The organism is Breoghania sp. JC706, assembly GCF_037026715.1.
Lineage (GTDB): Bacteria > Pseudomonadota > Alphaproteobacteria > Rhizobiales > Stappiaceae > Breoghania.
The window spans coordinates 84,347-103,386 of the sequence record NZ_JBANCG010000009.1 but is presented as its reverse complement, the minus strand read 5'-3'; the positions used below and the strand labels follow the sequence as shown (position 1 = coordinate 103,386).

General features: G+C 62.9%; 15 protein-coding genes. 4 read left to right on the top strand and 11 right to left on the bottom strand.

Going from position 1 to position 19,040, the window contains the following annotated elements:
- Window positions 1-33 precede the first annotated feature (33 nt).
- From urtE to urtA, 5 genes are all read right to left on the bottom strand, one after another.
- Window positions 34-723 (bottom strand): urea ABC transporter ATP-binding subunit UrtE, encoded by a 690-nt coding sequence (gene urtE, locus V2L18_RS18890; RefSeq protein ID WP_336179871.1) that lies wholly within the window; start codon window positions 721-723, stop codon window positions 34-36.
- 13 nt (window positions 724-736) lie between these two features.
- Entirely contained in the window at window positions 737-1,489 is a 753-nt protein-coding gene (gene urtD, locus V2L18_RS18885; protein WP_336179870.1) for an urea ABC transporter ATP-binding protein UrtD, read from the bottom strand.
- Between the two features lie 4 nt (window positions 1,490-1,493).
- Complete coding sequence (urtC, locus tag V2L18_RS18880; protein WP_336179869.1) at window positions 1,494-2,681, bottom strand: urea ABC transporter permease subunit UrtC; 1,188 nt, start codon at window positions 2,679-2,681, stop codon at window positions 1,494-1,496.
- Window positions 2,678-4,318 carry an urea ABC transporter permease subunit UrtB gene (gene urtB / locus V2L18_RS18875; RefSeq protein ID WP_336179868.1) on the bottom strand — a complete coding sequence of 547 codons (1,641 nt, stop codon included), beginning with the start codon at window positions 4,316-4,318 and terminating at the stop codon, window positions 2,678-2,680. The genes urtC and urtB overlap by 4 nt, the downstream gene beginning before the upstream one ends.
- A 137-nt stretch (window positions 4,319-4,455) precedes the next feature.
- Window positions 4,456-5,787 (bottom strand): urea ABC transporter substrate-binding protein, encoded by a 1,332-nt coding sequence (gene urtA / locus V2L18_RS18870; RefSeq protein WP_336179867.1) that lies wholly within the window; start codon window positions 5,785-5,787, stop codon window positions 4,456-4,458.
- A gap of 334 nt (window positions 5,788-6,121) precedes the next feature.
- Between urtA and V2L18_RS18865 the strand changes: the two genes are divergently transcribed.
- Window positions 6,122-9,559 carry an ATP-binding protein gene (locus tag V2L18_RS18865; protein WP_336179866.1) on the top strand — a complete coding sequence of 1,146 codons (3,438 nt, stop codon included), beginning with the start codon at window positions 6,122-6,124 and terminating at the stop codon, window positions 9,557-9,559.
- Window positions 9,549-10,478 (top strand): response regulator transcription factor, encoded by a 930-nt coding sequence (locus V2L18_RS18860; protein WP_336179865.1) that lies wholly within the window; start codon window positions 9,549-9,551, stop codon window positions 10,476-10,478. Before V2L18_RS18865 ends, V2L18_RS18860 begins: the two co-directional genes overlap by 11 nt.
- 185 nt (window positions 10,479-10,663) lie before the next feature.
- Here V2L18_RS18860 and V2L18_RS18855 read toward each other — a convergent pair whose 3' ends face one another.
- The 6 genes from V2L18_RS18855 to V2L18_RS18830 form a co-directional block, all read right to left on the bottom strand.
- Entirely contained in the window at window positions 10,664-10,951 is a 288-nt protein-coding gene (locus tag V2L18_RS18855) for a hypothetical protein (RefSeq protein ID WP_336179864.1), read from the bottom strand.
- Window positions 10,952-11,121: 170 nt separating this feature from the next.
- The gene (locus V2L18_RS18850; protein ID WP_336179863.1) at window positions 11,122-12,246 is read right to left on the bottom strand and encodes a DUF1513 domain-containing protein; all 1,125 of its coding nucleotides are present in this window, start codon (window positions 12,244-12,246) and stop codon (window positions 11,122-11,124) included.
- The gene (locus tag V2L18_RS18845; RefSeq protein ID WP_336179862.1) at window positions 12,227-13,345 is read right to left on the bottom strand and encodes an imelysin family protein; all 1,119 of its coding nucleotides are present in this window, start codon (window positions 13,343-13,345) and stop codon (window positions 12,227-12,229) included. The genes V2L18_RS18850 and V2L18_RS18845 overlap by 20 nt, the downstream gene beginning before the upstream one ends.
- Before the next feature lie 13 nt (window positions 13,346-13,358).
- Window positions 13,359-14,930 carry a di-heme oxidoredictase family protein gene (locus V2L18_RS18840; protein WP_336179861.1) on the bottom strand — a complete coding sequence of 524 codons (1,572 nt, stop codon included), beginning with the start codon at window positions 14,928-14,930 and terminating at the stop codon, window positions 13,359-13,361.
- Window positions 14,931-15,115: 185 nt separating this feature from the next.
- Window positions 15,116-16,402, bottom strand: coding sequence for an imelysin family protein (locus tag V2L18_RS18835; protein ID WP_336179860.1), 1,287 nt, complete (start codon window positions 16,400-16,402; stop codon window positions 15,116-15,118).
- 83 nt (window positions 16,403-16,485) lie between these two features.
- The gene (locus V2L18_RS18830) at window positions 16,486-16,992 is read right to left on the bottom strand and encodes a hypothetical protein (RefSeq protein ID WP_336179859.1); all 507 of its coding nucleotides are present in this window, start codon (window positions 16,990-16,992) and stop codon (window positions 16,486-16,488) included.
- Window positions 16,993-17,511: 519 nt separating this feature from the next.
- Between V2L18_RS18830 and V2L18_RS18825 the strand changes: the two genes are divergently transcribed.
- Together V2L18_RS18825 and V2L18_RS18820 are read left to right on the top strand one after the other, a co-directional pair.
- Entirely contained in the window at window positions 17,512-18,018 is a 507-nt protein-coding gene (locus V2L18_RS18825; RefSeq protein ID WP_336179858.1) for a TerB family tellurite resistance protein, read from the top strand.
- 226 nt (window positions 18,019-18,244) lie between these two features.
- The gene (locus V2L18_RS18820) at window positions 18,245-18,994 is read left to right on the top strand and encodes a glutamine amidotransferase (RefSeq protein ID WP_336179857.1); all 750 of its coding nucleotides are present in this window, start codon (window positions 18,245-18,247) and stop codon (window positions 18,992-18,994) included.
- Window positions 18,995-19,040: the final 46 nt, after the last annotated feature.

Genomic DNA, 19,040 nt, shown 5'->3' with positions numbered 1-19,040 from the left:
TGCCCCCTTGCGAATGCGGCTCCCGAAGGGGCCTCACACCGTCAGATGCGCCCGCATTTCGCTTTCGATCATGCTTTCTCGCGTGCCCTGCATCACGATCTCGCCGCGATCCATCACTGCGAAAGTGTCGGCAAGATCGCGGGCGAACTCGAAATACTGCTCCACCAGCACGATCGCCATGGTGCCCTGATCACGCAGCCATTCGATGGCACGGCCTATATCCTTGATGATGGAAGGCTGAATGCCTTCGGTCGGCTCGTCTAGCACGAGAAGCTTCGGCCGGGTCACCAGCGCTCGGCCGATGGCGAGCTGCTGCTGCTGACCGCCGGACAAATCACCGCCGCGCCGGCGCAGCATGTCCTTGAGCACGGGAAAAAGCTCGAACACGCTTTCGGGGATCGTGCGTTCCTTCGTGGCGGCAAAGCCCGTCTCCAGGTTCTCCTTCACGCTCAGAAGCGGAAAGATCTCGCGGCCCTGGGGCACGATGGCGACGCCCTTCCGTGCGCGCTGGTGCGGCGCCATGGCGTTGATCAGCTCGCCTTCAAGCGTGATCGTTCCGGCCGAGACCGGATGCTGACCAACGATGGCGCGCAAGGTGGACGTCTTGCCGACGCCGTTGCGCCCCATCAGGCACGTCACCTTGCCGGCTTCCGCGGTAAGCGAGACGCCCTTCAGCGCCTGAGCAGCACCATAGTGGAGATCGATGTTTTCGACGCTCAGCACGTTGCGTACTCCTTCACCGCCCAAGATAGACTTCGACCACGCGCGGGTCGGCCGAGACGTGATCGAGCGCACCTTCGGCCAGCACCGAGCCCTCGTGCAGCACGGTGACCTTCACGCCGAGATCGCGCACGAAGGTCATGTCGTGTTCCACGACGACGACCGAGCGGGTCTTGTTGATTTCCTTGAGCATGGTCGCCGTCTCTGCCGTCTCGGCATCGGTCATGCCGGCGGCCGGCTCGTCGACCAGCATCAGCTTCGGATCCTGCGCGAGCAGCATGCCGATCTCCAGCCACTGCTTCTGGCCGTGGCTGAGATTGGCAGCGAGCTCATCGCGCCGTTCGCTTAGTCTGATCAGCTCCAAAAGCTCGTCGATACGCGCTTTCTCGGGCTCACTGCGGCGATGAAACAACGTAGAGAACGGTCCGCGCGGCGCCTTCAGCGCCAGTTCCAGATTGTCCAGAACCGTCTGGCTTTCGAAGACCGTCGGCTTCTGGAATTTCCGCCCGATGCCAAGTTCGGCGATATCGGCCTCGTCGAGCCGGGTGAGATCGACCGCACCGTCGAAATAGATTTCCCCCTCGTCGGGCCGGGTCTTGCCGGTGATGACGTCCATCATGGTCGTCTTGCCCGCCCCGTTCGGCCCGATGATCGCCCGCATCTCGCCGGGCTGAAGGACCAACGACAGCGAGTTGAGCGCCTTGAAGCCGTCGAAGGAGACCGAGACGCCGTCGAGATAGAGAACGGAATTGGAAGCCTGTTCGACCATCGTCCTACTCCGCCGCCTGATGGTTCATCTCGTCCGCGATCTCGCTTTCGCGCGGGTCTTCATCGGTCCCGGCCTCGGCGCGCGCCGAGGCCCGCCGATCGCGCAGCGCATTCCAGTGGTGGCCGATCGTGCCGACGATGCCCCTTGGCAGAAACAGCGTTACCGCAACGAACAGACCACCCAGCGCGAACAGCCAGAATTCGGGAAAGACGCCGGTGAACCAGGTCTTTGCGAAGTTGACGAGAACGGCGCCCAGAACGGCACCAACCAGCGTGCCGCGTCCGCCGACCGCGACCCAGATGACCAGTTCGATGGAATTGGCCGGCGCGAATTCGCCCGGATTGATGATACCGACCTGCGGCACGTAGAGCGCACCGGCGACCCCTGCCATCATCGCCGACAGCACCCAGACGAACAGCTTGTAATGCTCCACCCGGTAGCCGAGGAACCGGGTGCGGCTTTCCGCATCGCGCACCGCGATCAGAACCTTACCGAGCTTCGATCGCGTCACCGCCCGGGCGATGACGAAGCCGATGGCGACCGCCGCGACGGAGGCGAAGAACAGCGCCGCGCGCGTGCCGTCCGCCTGCACGGAATAGCCGAGAATGTCCTTGAAGTCGGTGAGCCCGTTGTTGCCGCCAAAGCCCATGTCGTTGCGAAAGAAGGCGAGCAGCAGCGCGTAAGTCATCGCCTGCGTGATAATGGAGAGATAGACGCCGGTCACCCTTGACCGGAAGGCGAACCAGCCGAAGACGAAGGCGAGCAGACCGGGTACGATAAGCACCATGAGCATCGCAAAGAGGAAAGTATCGAAGCCGTACCAGTACCAGGGCAGCTCCTTCCAGTTGAGGAAGACCATGAAGTCGGGCAGATCCGGATTGCCGTAGACGCCGCGCGCGCCGATCTGGCGCATCAGGTACATGCCCATCGCATAGCCGCCGAGCGCGAAGAACGCGCCGTGGCCGAGCGAGAGGATGCCGCAATAGCCCCAGACCAGATCAACCGACAGCGCCAGCAGCGCGTAGCACATGTACTTGCCAAGAAGGCTGACGACATAGACCGGAACGTGGAGCGCGTGGCCGGCGGGAAACAGCAGGTTTCCGGCCGGGATCGCCACGGCCACGGCAGCGAGAATGGCGAGGAAGACAAAGGCCTTGCCGTCGAAGGCACGCAGAAGAAACGAGGTGATCATGCTTCGACCGCCCGGCCCTTGAGAGCAAAGAGGCCCCGTGGACGCTTCTGGATGAACAGAATGATGAAGACCAACAGCAGGATCTTGGCCAGCACGGCACCTGCATAGGGTTCCAGGAACTTGTTGACGACGCCGAGCGTCATCGCGCCGACCAGCGTGCCCCACAGATTGCCGACCCCGCCGAACACCACGACCATGAACGAGTCGATGATGTAGCTCTGGCCGAGATTGGGCGAGACGTTGTCGATCTGGGAGAGCGCAACACCTGCAATGCCGGCGATGCCGGAACCGAGGCCAAAGGTCATGGCGTCGACCCAGGGCGTGCGGATGCCCATCGAACTCGCCATGCGCCGGTTCTGGGTGACGGCGCGGGTGTAGAGCCCGAAGCGCGTGCTTTTCAGCACCGTGATGAGCACGCCGAACACCACCAGCGAAAAGATGATGATCGAAAGCCGGTTGTAGGTGATCGTCAGCCCGCCGACTTCCGTCAGCCCCGACATCCACGATGGCGTACCGACCTCGCGGTTGTTGGCGCCGAAGATCGAGCGCACCGCCTGCTGCAGGATCAGCGAGATGCCCCAGGTCGCCAGCAGCGTTTCCAGCGGCCGGCCATAGAGGAAGCGGATGACGAAGCGCTCCAGAGCGACGCCGACGGCCCCCGCGATAAGGAAGGCAAGCGGAAGCGCGATGGCGAGCGAGGCGTCGAACAGCCACGGCGCGGAGGTGCGGATGATTTCCTGCACCACGAAAGTGGTGTAGGCGCCGATCATCACCATCTCGCCATGCGCCATGTTTATGACGCCCATCACGCCGAAGGTGATGGCGAGCCCGATGGCGGCGAGCAGCAGCACCGAGCCCAGCGACAACCCGTACCAGACGTTCTGCGCCGCGTTCCACAGGCTGAGGATCTGTTCCACATGGCCCTGCGCGCGGGCGGCCGCATCATGCAGGGCGGTCTCCCCGGAGCCGGCGCCTGCTTCCGCCGTTGCCGCCAGAATCGCCCGGGCCTCCTGGTCGCCGCGCGCCTTGATCACCTCGACGGCGGCGAGCTTGTCTTCTTCCGAGGCATCGGAATTGAGGATCGCTGCTGCGCGCGCCTCGCGCAGCAGCGTCGCGATGCCCGGATCCGTCTCCGCTGCAAGCGCCTCGTCGATCGTCTCGATGGCCTCCGCGTCGCGTGCCTTGAAGACCTGTTCGGCGGCACGGCGGCGCCGGTCGGGGTTCTTCGACATCAGGGTCAGTTCGCCGAGCGCCGCGCGAATGGACCGCCTCAGGCGGTTATTGATGCGGATGCGCTCCATGTCGCGCCGACCGGCCTCGCCCGCGACATCGCCGGTGAGCGGATCAATGAGCTGATAGCCGCCGCTCTTTTTCCTGACGATGAAGACCGCACCATCGGACTTGCGCGCCATCAGGTCGTTGGAGCCGAGCGCCTGCAGGGCCGGCACCGCAGCCTCGTCACCGGTCGCCGCGATCGCCGCGATCTGGGCCTCGGTGTCCTCGTAGCGGCCTTTGGCGAGTTCGTTGATGAGAGAGCGCAGATCGCCGGCCCCTTGCGCGTTGCCCGCCGCGTGAACGAGCGGCAGCGCGAAGAAGGCAAGTGCCAGGACGAGAAGGGTGGATCTCAAACGGGACATGGCTGCGCAGCTTTCGTCGAAAGCAAATGGGAAGGTATCGGAAAATTCGGGGACAGACTGCGCTTCGCGTCGGCCCGCTCGCGTGGCGGCGCGGAGGAAAAACCCGCGCCGCCGAACGGTTCTGCCTTGGGCGCGACCTATTCGCCCTTGCCGCCGCACTTGCCCGTGGCGACGTTGAAGTTGCCGCACGACATCGGGGCGCGCCAATCGGCGATCAGGTCTTTGGAGTCCGGCAGGTAGTCGGACCAGGCATCGCCGGCGACGAGACCGGGCGTCTCGTAGACGGTCTGGAACTGGCCGTCGTCCTGGATCTCGCCGATCAGAACGGGCTTGGTGATGTGGTGGTTCGGCATCATCGCGGAGTAACCGCCGGTCAGGTTCGGCACGGAGATGCCGACCATGGCGTCGATGACCGCGTCGGGATCGGTGGTGCCGGCCTTCTCGACCGCCTTCACCCACATGTTGAAGCCGATGTAGTGAGCCTCCATGGGATCGTTGGTGACGCGCTCGTCGTCCTTGGTGAAGGCGTGCCAGGCGTCGATGAACGCGGCATTGGCGTCGGTGTCGACGGACTGGAAATAGTTCCACGCGGCGAGGTGGCCGACGAGCGGAGCGGTGTCGAGGCCGGCGAGTTCCTCCTCACCCACGGAGAAAGCCACGACCGGGATGTCCTCGGCCTTGATGCCCTGGTTGGCGAGTTCCTTGTAGAAGGGAACGTTGGCGTCGCCGTTGATGGTGGAGACGACGGCCGTCTTCTTGCCGGCGGAGCCGAAGGTCTTGATGTCGGACACGATCGTCTGCCAGTCGGAATGACCGAACGGCGTGTAGTTGATCATGATGTCTTCGTCCGCGACGCCCTTGGACTTCAGGTAGGCCTCGAGGATCTTGTTTGTCGTGCGCGGATAGACATAGTCGGTGCCGGCCAGAACCCAGCGCTCCACGCCTTCCTCGTTCATCAGGTAGTCGACGGCCGGAATGGCCTGCTGGTTCGGCGCGGCACCCGTGTAGAACACGTTGCGCTGGCTTTCCTCACCCTCGTACTGGACGGGGTAGAACAGGATCGAATCCAGTTCCTCGAAGACCGGCAGCACGGACTTGCGCGACACCGACGTCCAGCAGCCGAAGACCGCCGCAACCTTGTCGACCGAGATCAGCTCGCGCGCCTTTTCCGCGAAAAGCGGCCAGTCGGACGCGGGATCGACAACGACCGGCTCCAGCTTCTTGCCGAGCAAACCGCCCTTCTTGTTCTGCTCCTCGATGAGCATCAGCATGGCGTCTTTCAAAGTGGTCTCCGAAATCGCCATGGTGCCGGAAAGCGAATGCAGGATGCCGACCTTGATCGTGTCTTCCTGCGCCGCCGCGCCGGTGGTGAAGCCCGCTGTGATCGATGTCGCCATCATGCCGGCGATCGCCGCACCGCCGATCGCGCGCCGGACCCTGTTCATGCCTGTCGCAACGCTTGTTGCCATTTTGGTAGTCCCCCATGTCGGAATGCGGCAGCTCCGGACTGCGGGTGCAAAAACACTCTTGCGGGACGCCTGGCTGCCATCGCCCGCGATGGTCGGCGGTAATCGCGCGCGGCCCTATACGTCGATTGACGTAGACGCCTGCGCGATTTGTGCAGCTGGATAAAAGCAGGCGGGAGCGCGCGATTAATTCGGCGGCACGAACCCTGCAAAGGAAATGCGCAAAACGTATCGATTACTCGGGAAAAAGCCGGGAAGAGCTGAACCTCGGCTCAGCAGTACAGGCGCGCAGCCTAATTATGAATCATTTGCACAGAAACCAGGCAGAAATGAGCGGATGACCGCACGCCAGCGAATCATGCCTATCAGGCGCAAGTACAATCAGTGGGTCGCCAACCAGACTTTGGAGGACTACGCGCTGCGGTTCACCGCGAAAGCGGCCCGGCGGTTTTCCAGCCAGCGCATTTCCCAGACTGCCATCGGCGCGATTTCCTTCCTCGCACTGGAGGCGATCGGCGGCGCCATCACCTTGTCCTACGGCACGATCAACGCCTTCGCCGCGATCCTGGTCGGCAGCCTTGTGATCCTGTTCATCGGCCTTCCGATCGCCCGCTACGCCACCCGCCACGGCGTCGATATCGATCTGCTCAGCCGCGGCGCCGGTTTTGGCTATATCGGCTCGACTGTCACCTCACTGATCTACGCGAGCTTCACCTTCATCCTGTTCGCCATCGAAGCCTCGATCATGTCGAGCGCACTCGAATATGCGCTCGGCTTGCCGCTTTGGGTTGGCTACATCGTCTCGGCCATCGCCGTAATCCCGCTCGTCACGCACGGCGTTACGCTGATCAGTCGCTTCCAGCTGATCACCCAGCCCTTCTGGATCGTCCTCAACATCGCGCCGTTCCTGTTCATCGCCTGGACGGACCGGAGTTCGTTCGGCCAATGGCTCGATTTCGCGGGCGCGCATTCCTCGCCCGTTTCAGGACCCGGGGCGATCGGGACCACCGAAACCTTCGCCGGGCTCGACCTGCTGAAATTCGGCGCCGCCTCCGCCGTCATCCTCGCGCTGATGGCCCAGATCGGAGAACAGGTCGACTTTCTCCGCTTCCTGCCCGCGCAGGACGTCGTCAAGACCCGACACCGTCTCGCCCGCTTCCTGGCGGGTGCCGGCTGGGTGGTCCTTGGCGCACCGAAGATGCTGGCCGGATCGTTTCTCGCCGTGCTTGCGCTTTCAGCCGGCGTGCCGGCCGATCATGCCGCCGAACCCTCGCGCATGTATGCGGTGGCCTTCGGTTACATGTTGCCCTGGCCCGCAGCGGCGATGCTGCTGATGGCCTGCTTCGTCATCGTCTCGCAGCTCAAGATAAACGTCATGAACGCCTATGCGGGCTCGCTCGCCTGGTCGAACTTCTTTTCCCGACTGACGCACAGCCACCCCGGCCGGGTGGTGTGGCTGGTCTTCAACGTTTCCATCGCGCTCTTGTTGATGGAGCTCGGCATTTATCGTGTGCTGGAGGAAACGCTGGGCGTCTTCTCGATCGTCTCGATGGCCTGGCTTTCCGCCATTTCCGCAGACCTTTTCATCAACAAGCCTCTCGGCCTTTCGCCGCCGGGCATCGAGTTCAAGCGCGCCCATCTCTACGATATCAACCCGGTCGGAACCGGCTCGGTGACGCTTGCGACAATCGTCGCGCTGACAGCTCATACCGGACAGTTCGGCCCCACGGCCGCTGCCCTTTCCACCTTCATCGCCATGGGCGTGGCCTATATTGCAGTTCCCTTCATCGCCTTCGCCACGCAAGGACGCTATTACCTGGCGCGAAAATCGCGGAGGCACTGGAAAACGCTTCCCGCGCTCACCTGCTCCATCTGCGAAAACGCCTTCGAGCCGGAGGACATGGCCTATTGCCCGGCCTATCAGAAGCCGATCTGCTCGCTCTGCTGCTCACTCGATGCGCGTTGCCATGACCTTTGCAAGCCGGATGCGCGGCTCGCCCGTCAGATTGGAGCTGCCGCTGACAGGCTGTTGCCCGCTTGGCTGGTGAGCCGGCTCGGGACCCGGCTGGGGCGCTACACACTGACCTCAACGCTCGCCATTGCCGCCATCGGTCTTTTGCTTCTGGTGATTTTCGAGCAAACAACAGCCCACCGGCCCGACGAGGCGCCTCTGGTGGGCGAAACGGTAACGCTGATCTTTTTCGTCTTCGCTGTCCTTGCCGGGATCGTCACCTGGTTTCTGGTGCTGGCTCACGACACACGCCACGTGGCGGAAGAGGAATCGCTGCGCCAAAACGCGCTGCTCCTGAAGGAAATCGAGGCCCATCGGCAGACGGACGCTGAACTGCAGCGCGCCAAGGAGGTCGCCGAATCGGCCAACCTCGCCAAGAGCCGCTATGTCGTCGGCCTCAGTCACGAATTGCGCACCCCGCTGAATGCTGTGCTTGGCTACGCGCAAGTGCTGGAACGATCCGACGGAAATCCCGCCCCCACACGGGAGGGAATCATGGTAATCCGCCGTTCCGCCGAGCACCTGTCCGGCCTGATCGACGGCCTTTTGGACATTTCCCGCATCGAGGCAGGCCGTCTGCAGGTCTATTCCAACGAAATCAACATCCGGGATTTTCTCGATCAGATCGTCGACATGTTCCGCCCCCAGGCCGCCGCCAAGCAACTTGCGTTCGACTACGTGCGCTCCCCCAACCTTCCCGTTTTCGTGCGCACGGACGAAAAACGGCTCAGACAGATTCTGGTCAACCTCCTTTCCAACGCGATCAAGTTCACGGAAGAAGGCCGCATCGCCCTGAATGTCGATTATCGCTCGCAGGTGGCGAGCTTCACCGTTTCCGATACCGGCCGCGGCATCGCCATCGCCGATCAGGCCAAGGTATTCGAGCCTTTCGGCCGCGGCGAGGAAGACGGACGGTCCCGGACCCCGGGGCTTGGCCTGGGCCTCACCATCACCAAGCTTCTGGCGGAAACCCTGGGCGGCGAAATTTCGCTTCAGAGCGAGCGCGGAAAGGGCAGCACGTTCCGGGTGCGGCTGATGCTCTCCTCCATCGCCACACCGTCAAGGGTCGCGGATCGGCCTATCACGGGCTACGCGGGGCGGCGGCGCACCATCGTCGTGGTCGACGACAATGCCGATCACCGCGACCTGATGCAGGAGATCCTGCAACCGCTGGGCTTTACCGTACTGACCGCCGACGACGGCCCCAGAGCGCTGGAGCTGGTCTCCGGCATCCGGCCAGACGCCTTCCTGCTCGATATCTTCATGCCCGGCATGAGCGGATGGGACCTCCTGTCCCGCCTGCGCGCCCTCGGTCACACGGCTCCCGCCATCATGCTCTCGGCCAATATAGGCGACGGCGCCTCCGCGATAGAGGAAGACGCACGCCACGACGATACGCTCGCCAAGCCGTTCGACATGCGCCAACTTCTCGACAAGCTCGGCAAGCACATGGGGCTGAAGTGGCTCGACACGGATGACCTTTCCGAAGGGGAGGTGGCAGATATGCCCGGCGAGCCGGTTGTCGACGCGGAACGCACGCCGACGAGGAACGTACCCGCCAGCCATGGATTGAGCGCGCGCGCCGTGCGCGAACTTATCGGCCTTGGCGAGATAGGCTATGTGCGTGGGATCGAGGCCAAGCTCGACGAATTGTCAAAGACACCCGAGAACGAGGCCGTCGTCGCCATGCTGCGCGATCACATCCAGGCCTTCGACTTCGCCAGGTACACCGAAACGCTGGAGGCCCTGCCCCATGCCGACTAGTGCGCCCCGCCAGCGCGACATCGTCCTCGTCGTCGACGATTCCCCGGAGGCACTTGGCTTCCTGACGGCCGCGCTGGAACAGGCCGGCATCACCGTACTTGTGGCAACCAACGGCGAGGCGGCACTGACGATCTCCTCCCGCGTGACGCCCGACATCGTGTTGATGGATGCGGTCATGCCCGGCCTCGACGGTTTTGAGACCTGCCGCCGCATCAAGGCCGACGGCGCGCTCGCCCATGTGCCGGTCATCTTCATGACCGGCCTGACGGAGACCGAGCACGTGGTTCATGCCCTGGAATCGGGCGGCGTGGATTATCTGACCAAGCCCATCAATATCGATGAACTTCAGGCCCGGATCCGGGTCCATCTTGCCAATGCGCGTTCCGTCCAGAACGCCCGCATCGCGCTCGACGCCGCCGGACGCCACCTGCTTGCCGTGGCCCCATCGGGCCGCGTGGAATGGGCGACGCCGCAGGCCCACCAGATGCTGAAGGAACTGACGGGCCGCGAGGATGAGCTCACCCGGATGGGACCGGAACTGGCGACCTGGATCGCTTCGGGTACGGAGGCTGCTCCGGCCGGACAGACGGCGACGATGACGGTCGCCCTCGGCAATGGCACCGAGGTCCAGCTCCACCATCTCGGCTCGATCGGTGAGGAGGAATATCTTTTCCGTCTGACCGCCGGCGACCGCCCGGACCAGGACGCGATCCTGCGCGAGCATTTTGCCCTGACGGGTCGCGAGGCGGAGGTTCTATTGTGGATCGCCAAGGGCAAGTCCAACCGGGACATCGGCGAAATTCTGGGGCTCAGCCCACGCACGGTGAACAAACACCTGGAGCAGATCTACGCAAAGCTCGGCGTGGAGAACCGCGCATCGGCCGCGGTCCGCGCGGCACATGTCCTGCACGAACTATAGCTTGCACGAATTGTCAAAAGCCGGGGACTGGCGGCGGTCGACAGATTAGGCTATCGGGATATAGCGATACCGATAGCCGCTAACGTTCCGCTCGCCGCGCTCCCTTAGCCACCGGAGGAGGGGCAGCGCCAAGTCAGCCCCTCCTCCGGTCTGAAGGTCCGTTGCCTCGCCGTGGCGCGGGACGCTCAGACCTTGCCGGTATCCAACTCTTCCGTCCAGCTGCGGAATTCAGACACGAGCGCAGAGGAATCGAGCTCGAGTTCGCTCTTCGCCGCCTGCCAGAAATCATGATCGTGAACAGCCTTCTGTAGCTTGGCGCGCAATTCGGCCTGCCGTTCCTGCAGATCGCCAGCGTAGGCCTCATGCCGGCTCGTCAACTCGCCGCGCTCGCCGAGCTGCTTCACTTTCTCATCGATTGCGCTCGACAGGAGGGCGAGGCGCTCTTTGATTTCCATCTTCTTGCTTTCGGACATGGTTTCCTGCCTGACCATTGGTGTTCGCCGGCTCCGGCACGCGTCAAGCGGATCGACCCGATCCGATGAGCACACGTCCCGGCAAGACCCGGAGCTACGTTTGCGCCCCGATAATGGAAACGTCGTGCCGTTCAGCCTCAGGATCAAGAGGGGACCTGTCGCAAGGTTGCCTAAATCCGGAAGCCGACCATGTGATTGTCCCACGAAACCCGGGAATTGCGGATGACGAGCGAAGGGTTTCCGCCATCGGCCGGTCCGGCCGCGAGCAATTCGCCCGCACCGTCGGAGATCAGGAAATCGTTGCCTGGCCTTGGCGCCACGCCGCACACGTCCACCACCCGGTCGCGTCCAAGGATCGCCCCGCTCTCCGCATCCCAGTAGACGACCTGGCCGCCACGGGGACTGGAGGTCGCGATCGTCTTGCCATCCCGGCTGGTCATGACAGAGCCGATGTAATTGTTGAACCCGCGCAGGATCTCCATCGGGCTCGACAACAGTTCCGGTTCTCCGCCCCGCGAAAGCCGGCCGACGAGTTGCGGCCGCTTCGTCTTGTCGCCCTGGAACTGACATCCGAACCAGACGGCGCCTTGCCCGTCGATGGTCATGTGCCGGATGGAGGAGAGACGCTCGCTCTCGCCCAAGTCGTGACAGGCGATGATATCGCCGGTCAACCTGTCGATCAGTGCCAACGTCGGCTTCATCGTCGGCAGATTGAGGATCGTGCGGCCATAGTCGGGATGGGTCTCCATGCCGCCATTGGCAACGACGAGCGTGCGCCCGTCGAGCATCAGGAGCACCTCGTGCGGACCGACCCCTCCGGAATCGAACTCCGCGATGCGGCGATGGCCGTCGGTCGTATCGTAGACGCCGAGATAGCCGCGACCGTTCTCGAAATCGTTCTCGGTCGCATAAAGCAGCTTCCCGTCGGGCGAAAACACCCCGTGGCCGTAGAAGTGGCGGTTCTCGGGCGAGGCGAAGAACGTCGGTTCCCGCCTCCCGAAGATATCGAACGCAGCGGCAAACGTGCCGGGCCGGCGCGCGAAGGCGACGGCACGACCGCTCGGCTCATGGAGCGTCACATCATGGCCACGGCCCGGCAGGGGCACGCGGACGATGTCCTTTCCCTCGGGCGTGAAGACCACCACGGCATAGGATCCGTCGGCCTCCTTGCGCGCGGAGAGGAAGAACGTGTCCGTCTCCTCCATGGCCGCGAGCTGCCGGGAAGCAAGGCCGGCAAGCAAGCCGGCACCGGCGCCGGCCAGCAGCGCTCTGCGATCAATCTCCATCAAGGGCATTGAACCCGACCTGTATCTTCAACGCGATGGCGAGCTCCTCGCTCGCACTGTCGCGGACACTGTTCAACACGACATCGATGAAAGCGAGCTTGTCGTAGGCCTCAGGATTGCGAAGGGTCTTCGTCAGCGGCTCCTTCAGCTCGCGAAGCTTTTCCAGCACGTTGGAAAGCTCGAACTGCAGCGAGCCATTCAGCCAGGCGTCCTGTTCGTCGAGCATCGGCGCGATGTCGAGCGCGGCGAGATAGTCTCTCAGGCCGCCCACGGCGGCTTCGATCATGACCAGGGAATTACCGGAGCGCCGGAAAAGCGCCATCCGCGGCTTCGGTCTGTGAGGTCCGGAACCGAGGATCGGACCGATCCACTGATCGCGTACGATCTGCAGGCCTGTCGTCAAGGCGCCCAGCACCTGGCTGGCCGCCTCCTGATCGGAACGATAGGCAACATTGTCCGGCCCGGGCTGGAGAAGAAGCGCGGCATAGCCATCAGGTGCCGCCCACTCGGCTGCGATCGAATCCGACATTTCGGCAAGATTGGCACCGATCACGCCGGCATAACCGCACCGGAACGTCGCATCGTCGCCGCCGGAAAGCAGGGCCTCGCGTGCCTCGTCGAAAAGCACCGGCTCCAGCGCCAACAGCCCCTGCATCGCGACGCTCTTGCCCTGCAGGCTGTTCAGCGTCAGGACGCTTGCGTCATGTTCTGCCACGGCCTGCTCGGCCTGCCTGCGGCCGGTGGACTTACGGTCCGGCCAGAACAGGATCCGTTCAAGGCGGTGATCCTCGATCAGCGGCCCGAAGCGCAGGAAACCGATGCGGGCAAAGCCTGCCAGCGCATCGCTGTAGGCGCGTGCCATCTTCTCGTACCCGGCTGCATCGGGGGCGGCGCAGAAATCGCCGATTTGCGCATCGAGTACATGCAACAATCGCGAAAAGTGCCGAAACTCCGGCCGGATATAGCCATCGATCGCGTTCGCGACGAAACGGTGGTGATCCTCTGCAACATCCGCGCGCGCAGTCCCTCCGGGCACGAAAGCACCCGCGAAAACGATGCCGAGCCAGACGAGATTGGCCCGAACGAAGCTGGCAAGATATGTCCGCATCAAAGCGTCTCCGTCAAAGCGATCCAAGGAAACGCAAAAGCGCGGTTCGTTCGTCAGGCTCCATGGCAACGACAGCATCGCGCGCACCTTGCGCTTCCCCGCCGTGCCACAGGATGGCTTCCAGCGCGTTGCGGGCCCGCCCGTCATGCAGCATCATCGTGTGGCCGTTGACCGTCTCCGTGAGCCCCGTACCCCACAGCGGCGCTGTGCGCCATTCGCGTCCCGTAGCGTCGCCCACGGGGCGGCCGTCCGCAAGCCCCTCTCCCATGTCGTGCAACAGCATGTCGGTGTAGGGCCAGATCAGCTGGAAGCGAAACTGCTTTTGCTCCGCCTCGCGGCTGGTGACAAATTTGGGTCGGTGGCACGAGGCACAACCCGCTGCGTGAAAAAGCTCCTTGCCGGCCAGAACTTCGCGGTCGTCCACGTCACGACGCATCGGCACGGCGAGATTACGCGAATAGAAGGCGACCAGCTCCATCACCGGGTCGGGGGCTTCGGTGTCGCCGAGATTGGCCTGGATACCGGAAGGCATGGCGCGGCAGGCCGCCTGAGCGGGGGTGCAGTCGCCCCAGGGCTCGGGATGAGAAGGCGTGGCGATACCGATGTCGCCGGCAAAGGCATCGGCAGCCTGGGAATACACCGTCGGCATCGTCGCCTTCCAGCCGAACCGGCCGATCATCGGCTCGCCCGTCTCAGGATTTCTGTTCCAAGACACCTTGCCGGAGATGCCGTCGCCGTCCGCATCGTCGGGATCGGCGCCCGCGATGATGTCTCCGGGATGGATCGCCTCCAGAAGCCCCAGCCCGATCATCTGCGGCGTGACGCGCGGCGAGATCATGACTTCCGGGTCCATCGGGCCGTAGCCGAGATCGGTGATCGTGTAGGTGGGCTTGCGAAGCGTCACCGTTTCCCCGCCATTGAGCGCGACTTCGATCGCCTCGTAGGTGATGCGCAGATGGCCTTCCGGGGGCAGGTCGCCGACGGCGAATTCCTGAAGCTGGCCACCGTAGGTCGGCTCGGGGATGCGCATCATCGCCTTGGTGGCGATGGCCTCGCGCTCGGCCTCGGTTCGCGGCGGCACGGAAAGACGCAGGAACATGGACGAGGCGATCTCGCCTGGTCCCGGCGGATGCCCGCGCCCATCCTTCAGATGACAGTTCTGGCAGGCGCGCGAATTGTAGAGCGGTCCGAGACCATCGGATGCCTGGGTTGAGGATGGCGAGGATACCCAAAGCTTGCGGAAGAGCGCATTGCCGAGCTTGAAATCGCGTTCCTGCTTGAAGGTCAGATTTGCAGAAAACTGGGAAAAGGCATCGCGGTTAACGAGCTTGCGCGAGGTGGCCGCCCCACCCTGCATCGTCTCGAAAGCTTCCGGCTTTGAGAAGTCCTCAGAGGTCTGGACCACCTTGGCGACGCGCGCGCGGTCCTTCGGTGTCAGATCGTTGCGCCAGGAAAGAACGCCGTCCGCACGGACCGGTTGCCAGGATATGGCGAGGGTGGCGGAGGCAATGACGGTCAGCGTGGCGGCGAGAACGGGAACACCCCGCAACAAGCGATCGGCTGGGCATGACCGGAACAGGATCATGTGGTTGGGCTTCCTTGTCTTGCTCTTCTTGATGTCGCAGGCGCGCCGCCGAGGTCTCCTCCTCTTGAAACGCGCGAAATCCAGCGCATCCCCACAACGCGGAGTGGCTACGTCCCGTCCGTGAGGAGGCTGGCGAGAAAAGCGAGCGGCGATCCCACCGGAACCATCCGCTCGCACTTCAGTCGCTATTGGAAAACGGCGTTGGGGTTGTCGAGGCTGTCGGAGCCTTCGACTTCCAGCGCTTCCAGGTCGAGGGCCGCCACGGCCCGCTCGATCGACTTGGTCTGGTCGATCAGCGCATCGATTGCGGACTGGACGACGGCATTGCCCTCGTCATTGCCCTCGCCGATCATCTGATCGTAAGCCTCGACCGTCTCGCCGCGCTTCTTCAACTCTGTGAAGGCGGCGTGGGTCGCATCGAGCTTGGTACCCAGTTCATTCGCCACCGCCGGATCCGCTTCTTTGACCAGATCGGCGACGCTCGGCCCTTCCACGACAGATCCGTCCACGCGCTCGTACCGGCCCCGGTAGACATTCCTGATGCCGAGGGCGTCGTAGTAGTGCGAGTTGAAAGTGTTGTCAGAGAAACAATCGTGTTCCTCTTCGGGATCATGAAGGAGCAGCCCGAGCTTCATGCGCTCGCCCGCCAGTTCGCCGTAGGAGAGCGAGCCCATGCCGGTGAGGATGGTACGCAGCGCGCCGGCCTCTCCGCTTTCCGCCAGCGCCGTGCGCGCCGCGCCGCCGCTCTTCCAGTTTCCGACCATCTCCTCAAGATCGGCGACCAGCAGATCCGAAGCGGACGACAGGAACTCCGCCCGGCGCTCACAATTGCCACCGGTGCAGTTGGCCGGATCGAAATCGGTTGCCGGACGGGCCCCTGCCCCCGGCCCGGTGCCGTTCAGGTCCTGACCCCACAACAGGAACTCAATCGCGTGGTATCCTGTGGCGACATTTGCCTCCACGTCGCCGGCTTCCTGCAGCGTGCCGGAGAGAAACTCGGGCGTGATGGCGGAGGCGTCCACCTCCTCGCCATTGATGGTGATCTTCTTGTTGGCGATCACATTGGCGGTGTAGAGCTCGTTCTCGTCCGATTCTGCTCCATAGGCACTCGCATCCACGTAGTCGATCAGCCCCTCGTCGAGCGGCCAGGCATTCACCCGCCCCTCCCAGTCGTCGACGATCGCATTGCCGAAACGGTACGCCTCGGTCTGCTGGTAGGGAACGCGAGCGGCGAGCCACGCCTGCCGGGCGGCGGTGAGATTGGCCTCGGTGGGCTCGGCGATGAGCTTTTCGATTGCGGCATCGAGATCCTTCGCGGTCGCCAGCGAATCCTCGTAGCCGGCAAGCGCGATGTCCGCATAGGTCGAAATGACATCCGCCGGCTTCGTTTCCGCCAGCGTGGCCGTTGCACCCGTAGCCACCGCACTCAATGCCAAAATCGCGGCCGCAGTTGTCGTTCTCATGAACTTCATGAGCCTGTCTCCCCTTGTGACGTTTCGAATTGCGTTGAGGCTCGCCCGAAACGTCGCTGCGGGACGAGCCTGAAATCTTCAGTTCAATGGAAACGCTCTCGCCCCGGCCGCATCGCGATATCCTCGATCACCGGCCTGGGAACCGGGATCAGATGCTGACCGATGCTGTCGAGCATTTCGCCGAAGCTGCGTGCGGTATCGACCGTCTCCTCGATATGCTCGCAGCCGATGAGCTGGGTCGCCGCAGCTACCAGCGCATCGTTGTCGCGGTGCTGCACACAGGCGACCATCGAGACCGCCATGCATTCGTCCCGGCACAACTTCCCGCACCCATAGGGAAAGAGACACATCGAACGCGCCGAACTTGCCCGGATGGCGCGCACCCAGCACGACAGCTCCGCCATGGCCGACCGGGCCTGTTTGGGACCCAGTGCCTTGGCATAGAGGTTCCACGCCAGTTCCCAGCACTGGATATCGCCGGTATCGTAGCCCGCCATCCAGCGCCGGAATCCTTCCACGACAAGGCGTTCGGGAAGACGGTCGAGATAGCCGCAACGGGCGGCGGCAGGCCCCTCATTGCCTTTTGCCATAGTCCTACCTCCCTCGCACAACACGGGCCATCACGCGCCGGCCCAGGCATGCGCCTCCGCTTGCTACGGCGCTGACTGTCGAAAGACAGTAAAGACGAAACGAAACTTTGCGGCGCCGAGCGCCACGCGAATGTAATAGTCCAGCCATTGCGACCCCCAATCGACGGGGTTCAAGGCCCCGCTATCAAAGGATGAATGCCACCTGCCCCAAGGGCTTCAGGCGTTGCTTACAATGCCCACACCCGGATGGGTGTCAATGAAAACTTGAGCCAAAACCTCAATTTAGAACCGATAAAAACTAGCAATACGAAATATATATCAAATATGCGAATTGTATATTTTTATGATTTTCAGTCACATGCTTATTATTATTTAAACAATACGTAATTTCAGAAGAATGCACCAGGCTCATCGAGAGATTTTCGAACCATTCGCTCGTCTCTACGTTGATACAGCCGTGGGAAAGGCGCTTTGCCAAGCTCTTTCCATCCATTAGAATGAGCTGAGGCAAAAGTCGAAATGGCAGCGAACATGCTGAAAAATTTACGTAAATTTCTCCGGGAGATGACTGTCGGGGACGACGTCGGGAAAGAATTCGGCCCTGACGATCATCGTCTCTGCGCAGCTGCACTTCTGGTCCACATCATCTCCGTGGACGGAGTCGTCGACGATTCCGAGAAAGACAAGCTGCGCCAGGTCCTGAAGAACAGCTACGATCTGGACGAAGACGGCACGTCGGAGCTGATCGCACAAGCGAACAAGCGCAACGTAGAGGCGGTGGACCTTTACGGATTCACCAGCGTCCTGAAGCGCCGACTTGACGTCGACGGCCGCCGCAAGGTGGTGGAGATGATGTGGGAAATGGTCTTCGCCGACGGCGAAGTCCACGAATTTGAGGACAATACCGTCTGGCGCGTGACCGAACTGCTCGGCCTGCCGGCCTCAGATCGCCTCGCCTTGCGCCGGCGGGTCGCCACGCGTGCCAACATCCAGCTGGAAAGCGACACCATTGAAAGCGATGACTGACTCGGCCGGCAAGCCTGTGGTACTGCCGCAAGGTTCCGTATTGACCGTCTCGTCAATCGGCATACTTATGAAGGCATACTCCCAAACGGATATCCGCCTGTTTCAGTGATGACCCGGGCGAGCGTTGCCAGGAAATGCAAGGCCCGCGTGGTGGGAGTGTGACGTCGCGAGGCCGGTGTGCCGGTCCATCTCTGTCACTGGAATAACAAGATCCAAAGCAAAGGCCATGCCCTTCCAGATGCCCTCCTCCGCCTGCTCGCCGAAAGTCCTAATCGTCCTGCACCAGGAGACATCCACCCCCGGTCGCGTTGGACAGTCTCTGCGCCGACGGGGATTCGATCTCGATATCCGGCGCCCCCGTTTTGGCGATGCGCTGCCTGAAACGATGGCCGAGCATGCCGGTGCGGTCATCTTCGGCGGACCGATGAGCGCCAACGATACCGATGCTTTTGTCCATCGCGAAATCGATTGGTTCGACGTCCCCCTGCGCGAAGCGGCCCCATGCCTCGGCATCTGCCTCGGCGCACAGATGCTGGCGCGCAATCTGGGGGCAAACGTCAGCCCCAACTCCGAAGGTTATGCGGAGATCGGCTACTACCCGATCACGCCGACGGAGACCGGCAGAGCCTTCATGACGTGGCCGGAGAAGGTCTACCAGTGGCACCGCGAAGGGTTTGAACTGCCGTCGGGTGCCGAACTTCTGGCCACGGGCAACATCTATCGCAATCAGGCCTTCCGCGTCGGCCCGGCCGCCTTCGGCATCCAGTTCCATCCGGAACTGACGCTTGCCATGCTCTATCGCTGGACCACACGCGGCGCACCGCGCATGGAACTGCCCGGCGCCCAGGACCGGCGCGATCATTTTGCCGGACGGGCGGTCTTCGATGCCGCGCTCAAGCGCTGGCTGGAGGAATTCCTGGATCGCTGGATCGGAACCGCAGAAGAACCCGCAGAGGTCGCTGCCGCCGCCGAATAGAGCGAACGGGATCCTCTCTCTGTTCTTTCACGCCTGACGCGACCTG

Bases quoted from the DNA above. Each gene is read 5' to 3' on its own strand.
- urtD (WP_336179870.1), bottom strand. From the start codon at position 1,489: ATGGTCGAACAGGCTTCCAATTCCGTTCTCTATCTCGACGGCGTCTCG.
- urtC (WP_336179869.1), bottom strand. From the start codon at position 2,681: ATGATCACCTCGTTTCTTCTGCGTGCCTTCGACGGCAAGGCCTTTGTC.
- urtB (WP_336179868.1), bottom strand. From the start codon at position 4,318: ATGTCCCGTTTGAGATCCACCCTTCTCGTCCTGGCACTTGCCTTCTTC.
- urtA (WP_336179867.1), bottom strand. From the start codon at position 5,787: ATGGCAACAAGCGTTGCGACAGGCATGAACAGGGTCCGGCGCGCGATC.
- V2L18_RS18865 (WP_336179866.1), top strand. From the start codon at position 6,122: ATGACCGCACGCCAGCGAATCATGCCTATCAGGCGCAAGTACAATCAG.
- V2L18_RS18860 (WP_336179865.1), top strand. From the start codon at position 9,549: ATGCCGACTAGTGCGCCCCGCCAGCGCGACATCGTCCTCGTCGTCGAC.
- V2L18_RS18855 (WP_336179864.1), bottom strand. From the start codon at position 10,951: ATGTCCGAAAGCAAGAAGATGGAAATCAAAGAGCGCCTCGCCCTCCTG.
- V2L18_RS18850 (WP_336179863.1), bottom strand. From the start codon at position 12,246: ATGCCCTTGATGGAGATTGATCGCAGAGCGCTGCTGGCCGGCGCCGGT.
- V2L18_RS18845 (WP_336179862.1), bottom strand. From the start codon at position 13,345: ATGCGGACATATCTTGCCAGCTTCGTTCGGGCCAATCTCGTCTGGCTC.
- V2L18_RS18840 (WP_336179861.1), bottom strand. From the start codon at position 14,930: ATGATCCTGTTCCGGTCATGCCCAGCCGATCGCTTGTTGCGGGGTGTT.
- V2L18_RS18835 (WP_336179860.1), bottom strand. From the start codon at position 16,402: ATGAAGTTCATGAGAACGACAACTGCGGCCGCGATTTTGGCATTGAGT.
- V2L18_RS18830 (WP_336179859.1), bottom strand. From the start codon at position 16,992: ATGGCAAAAGGCAATGAGGGGCCTGCCGCCGCCCGTTGCGGCTATCTC.
- V2L18_RS18825 (WP_336179858.1), top strand. From the start codon at position 17,512: ATGGCAGCGAACATGCTGAAAAATTTACGTAAATTTCTCCGGGAGATG.
- V2L18_RS18820 (WP_336179857.1), top strand. From the start codon at position 18,245: ATGCCCTTCCAGATGCCCTCCTCCGCCTGCTCGCCGAAAGTCCTAATC.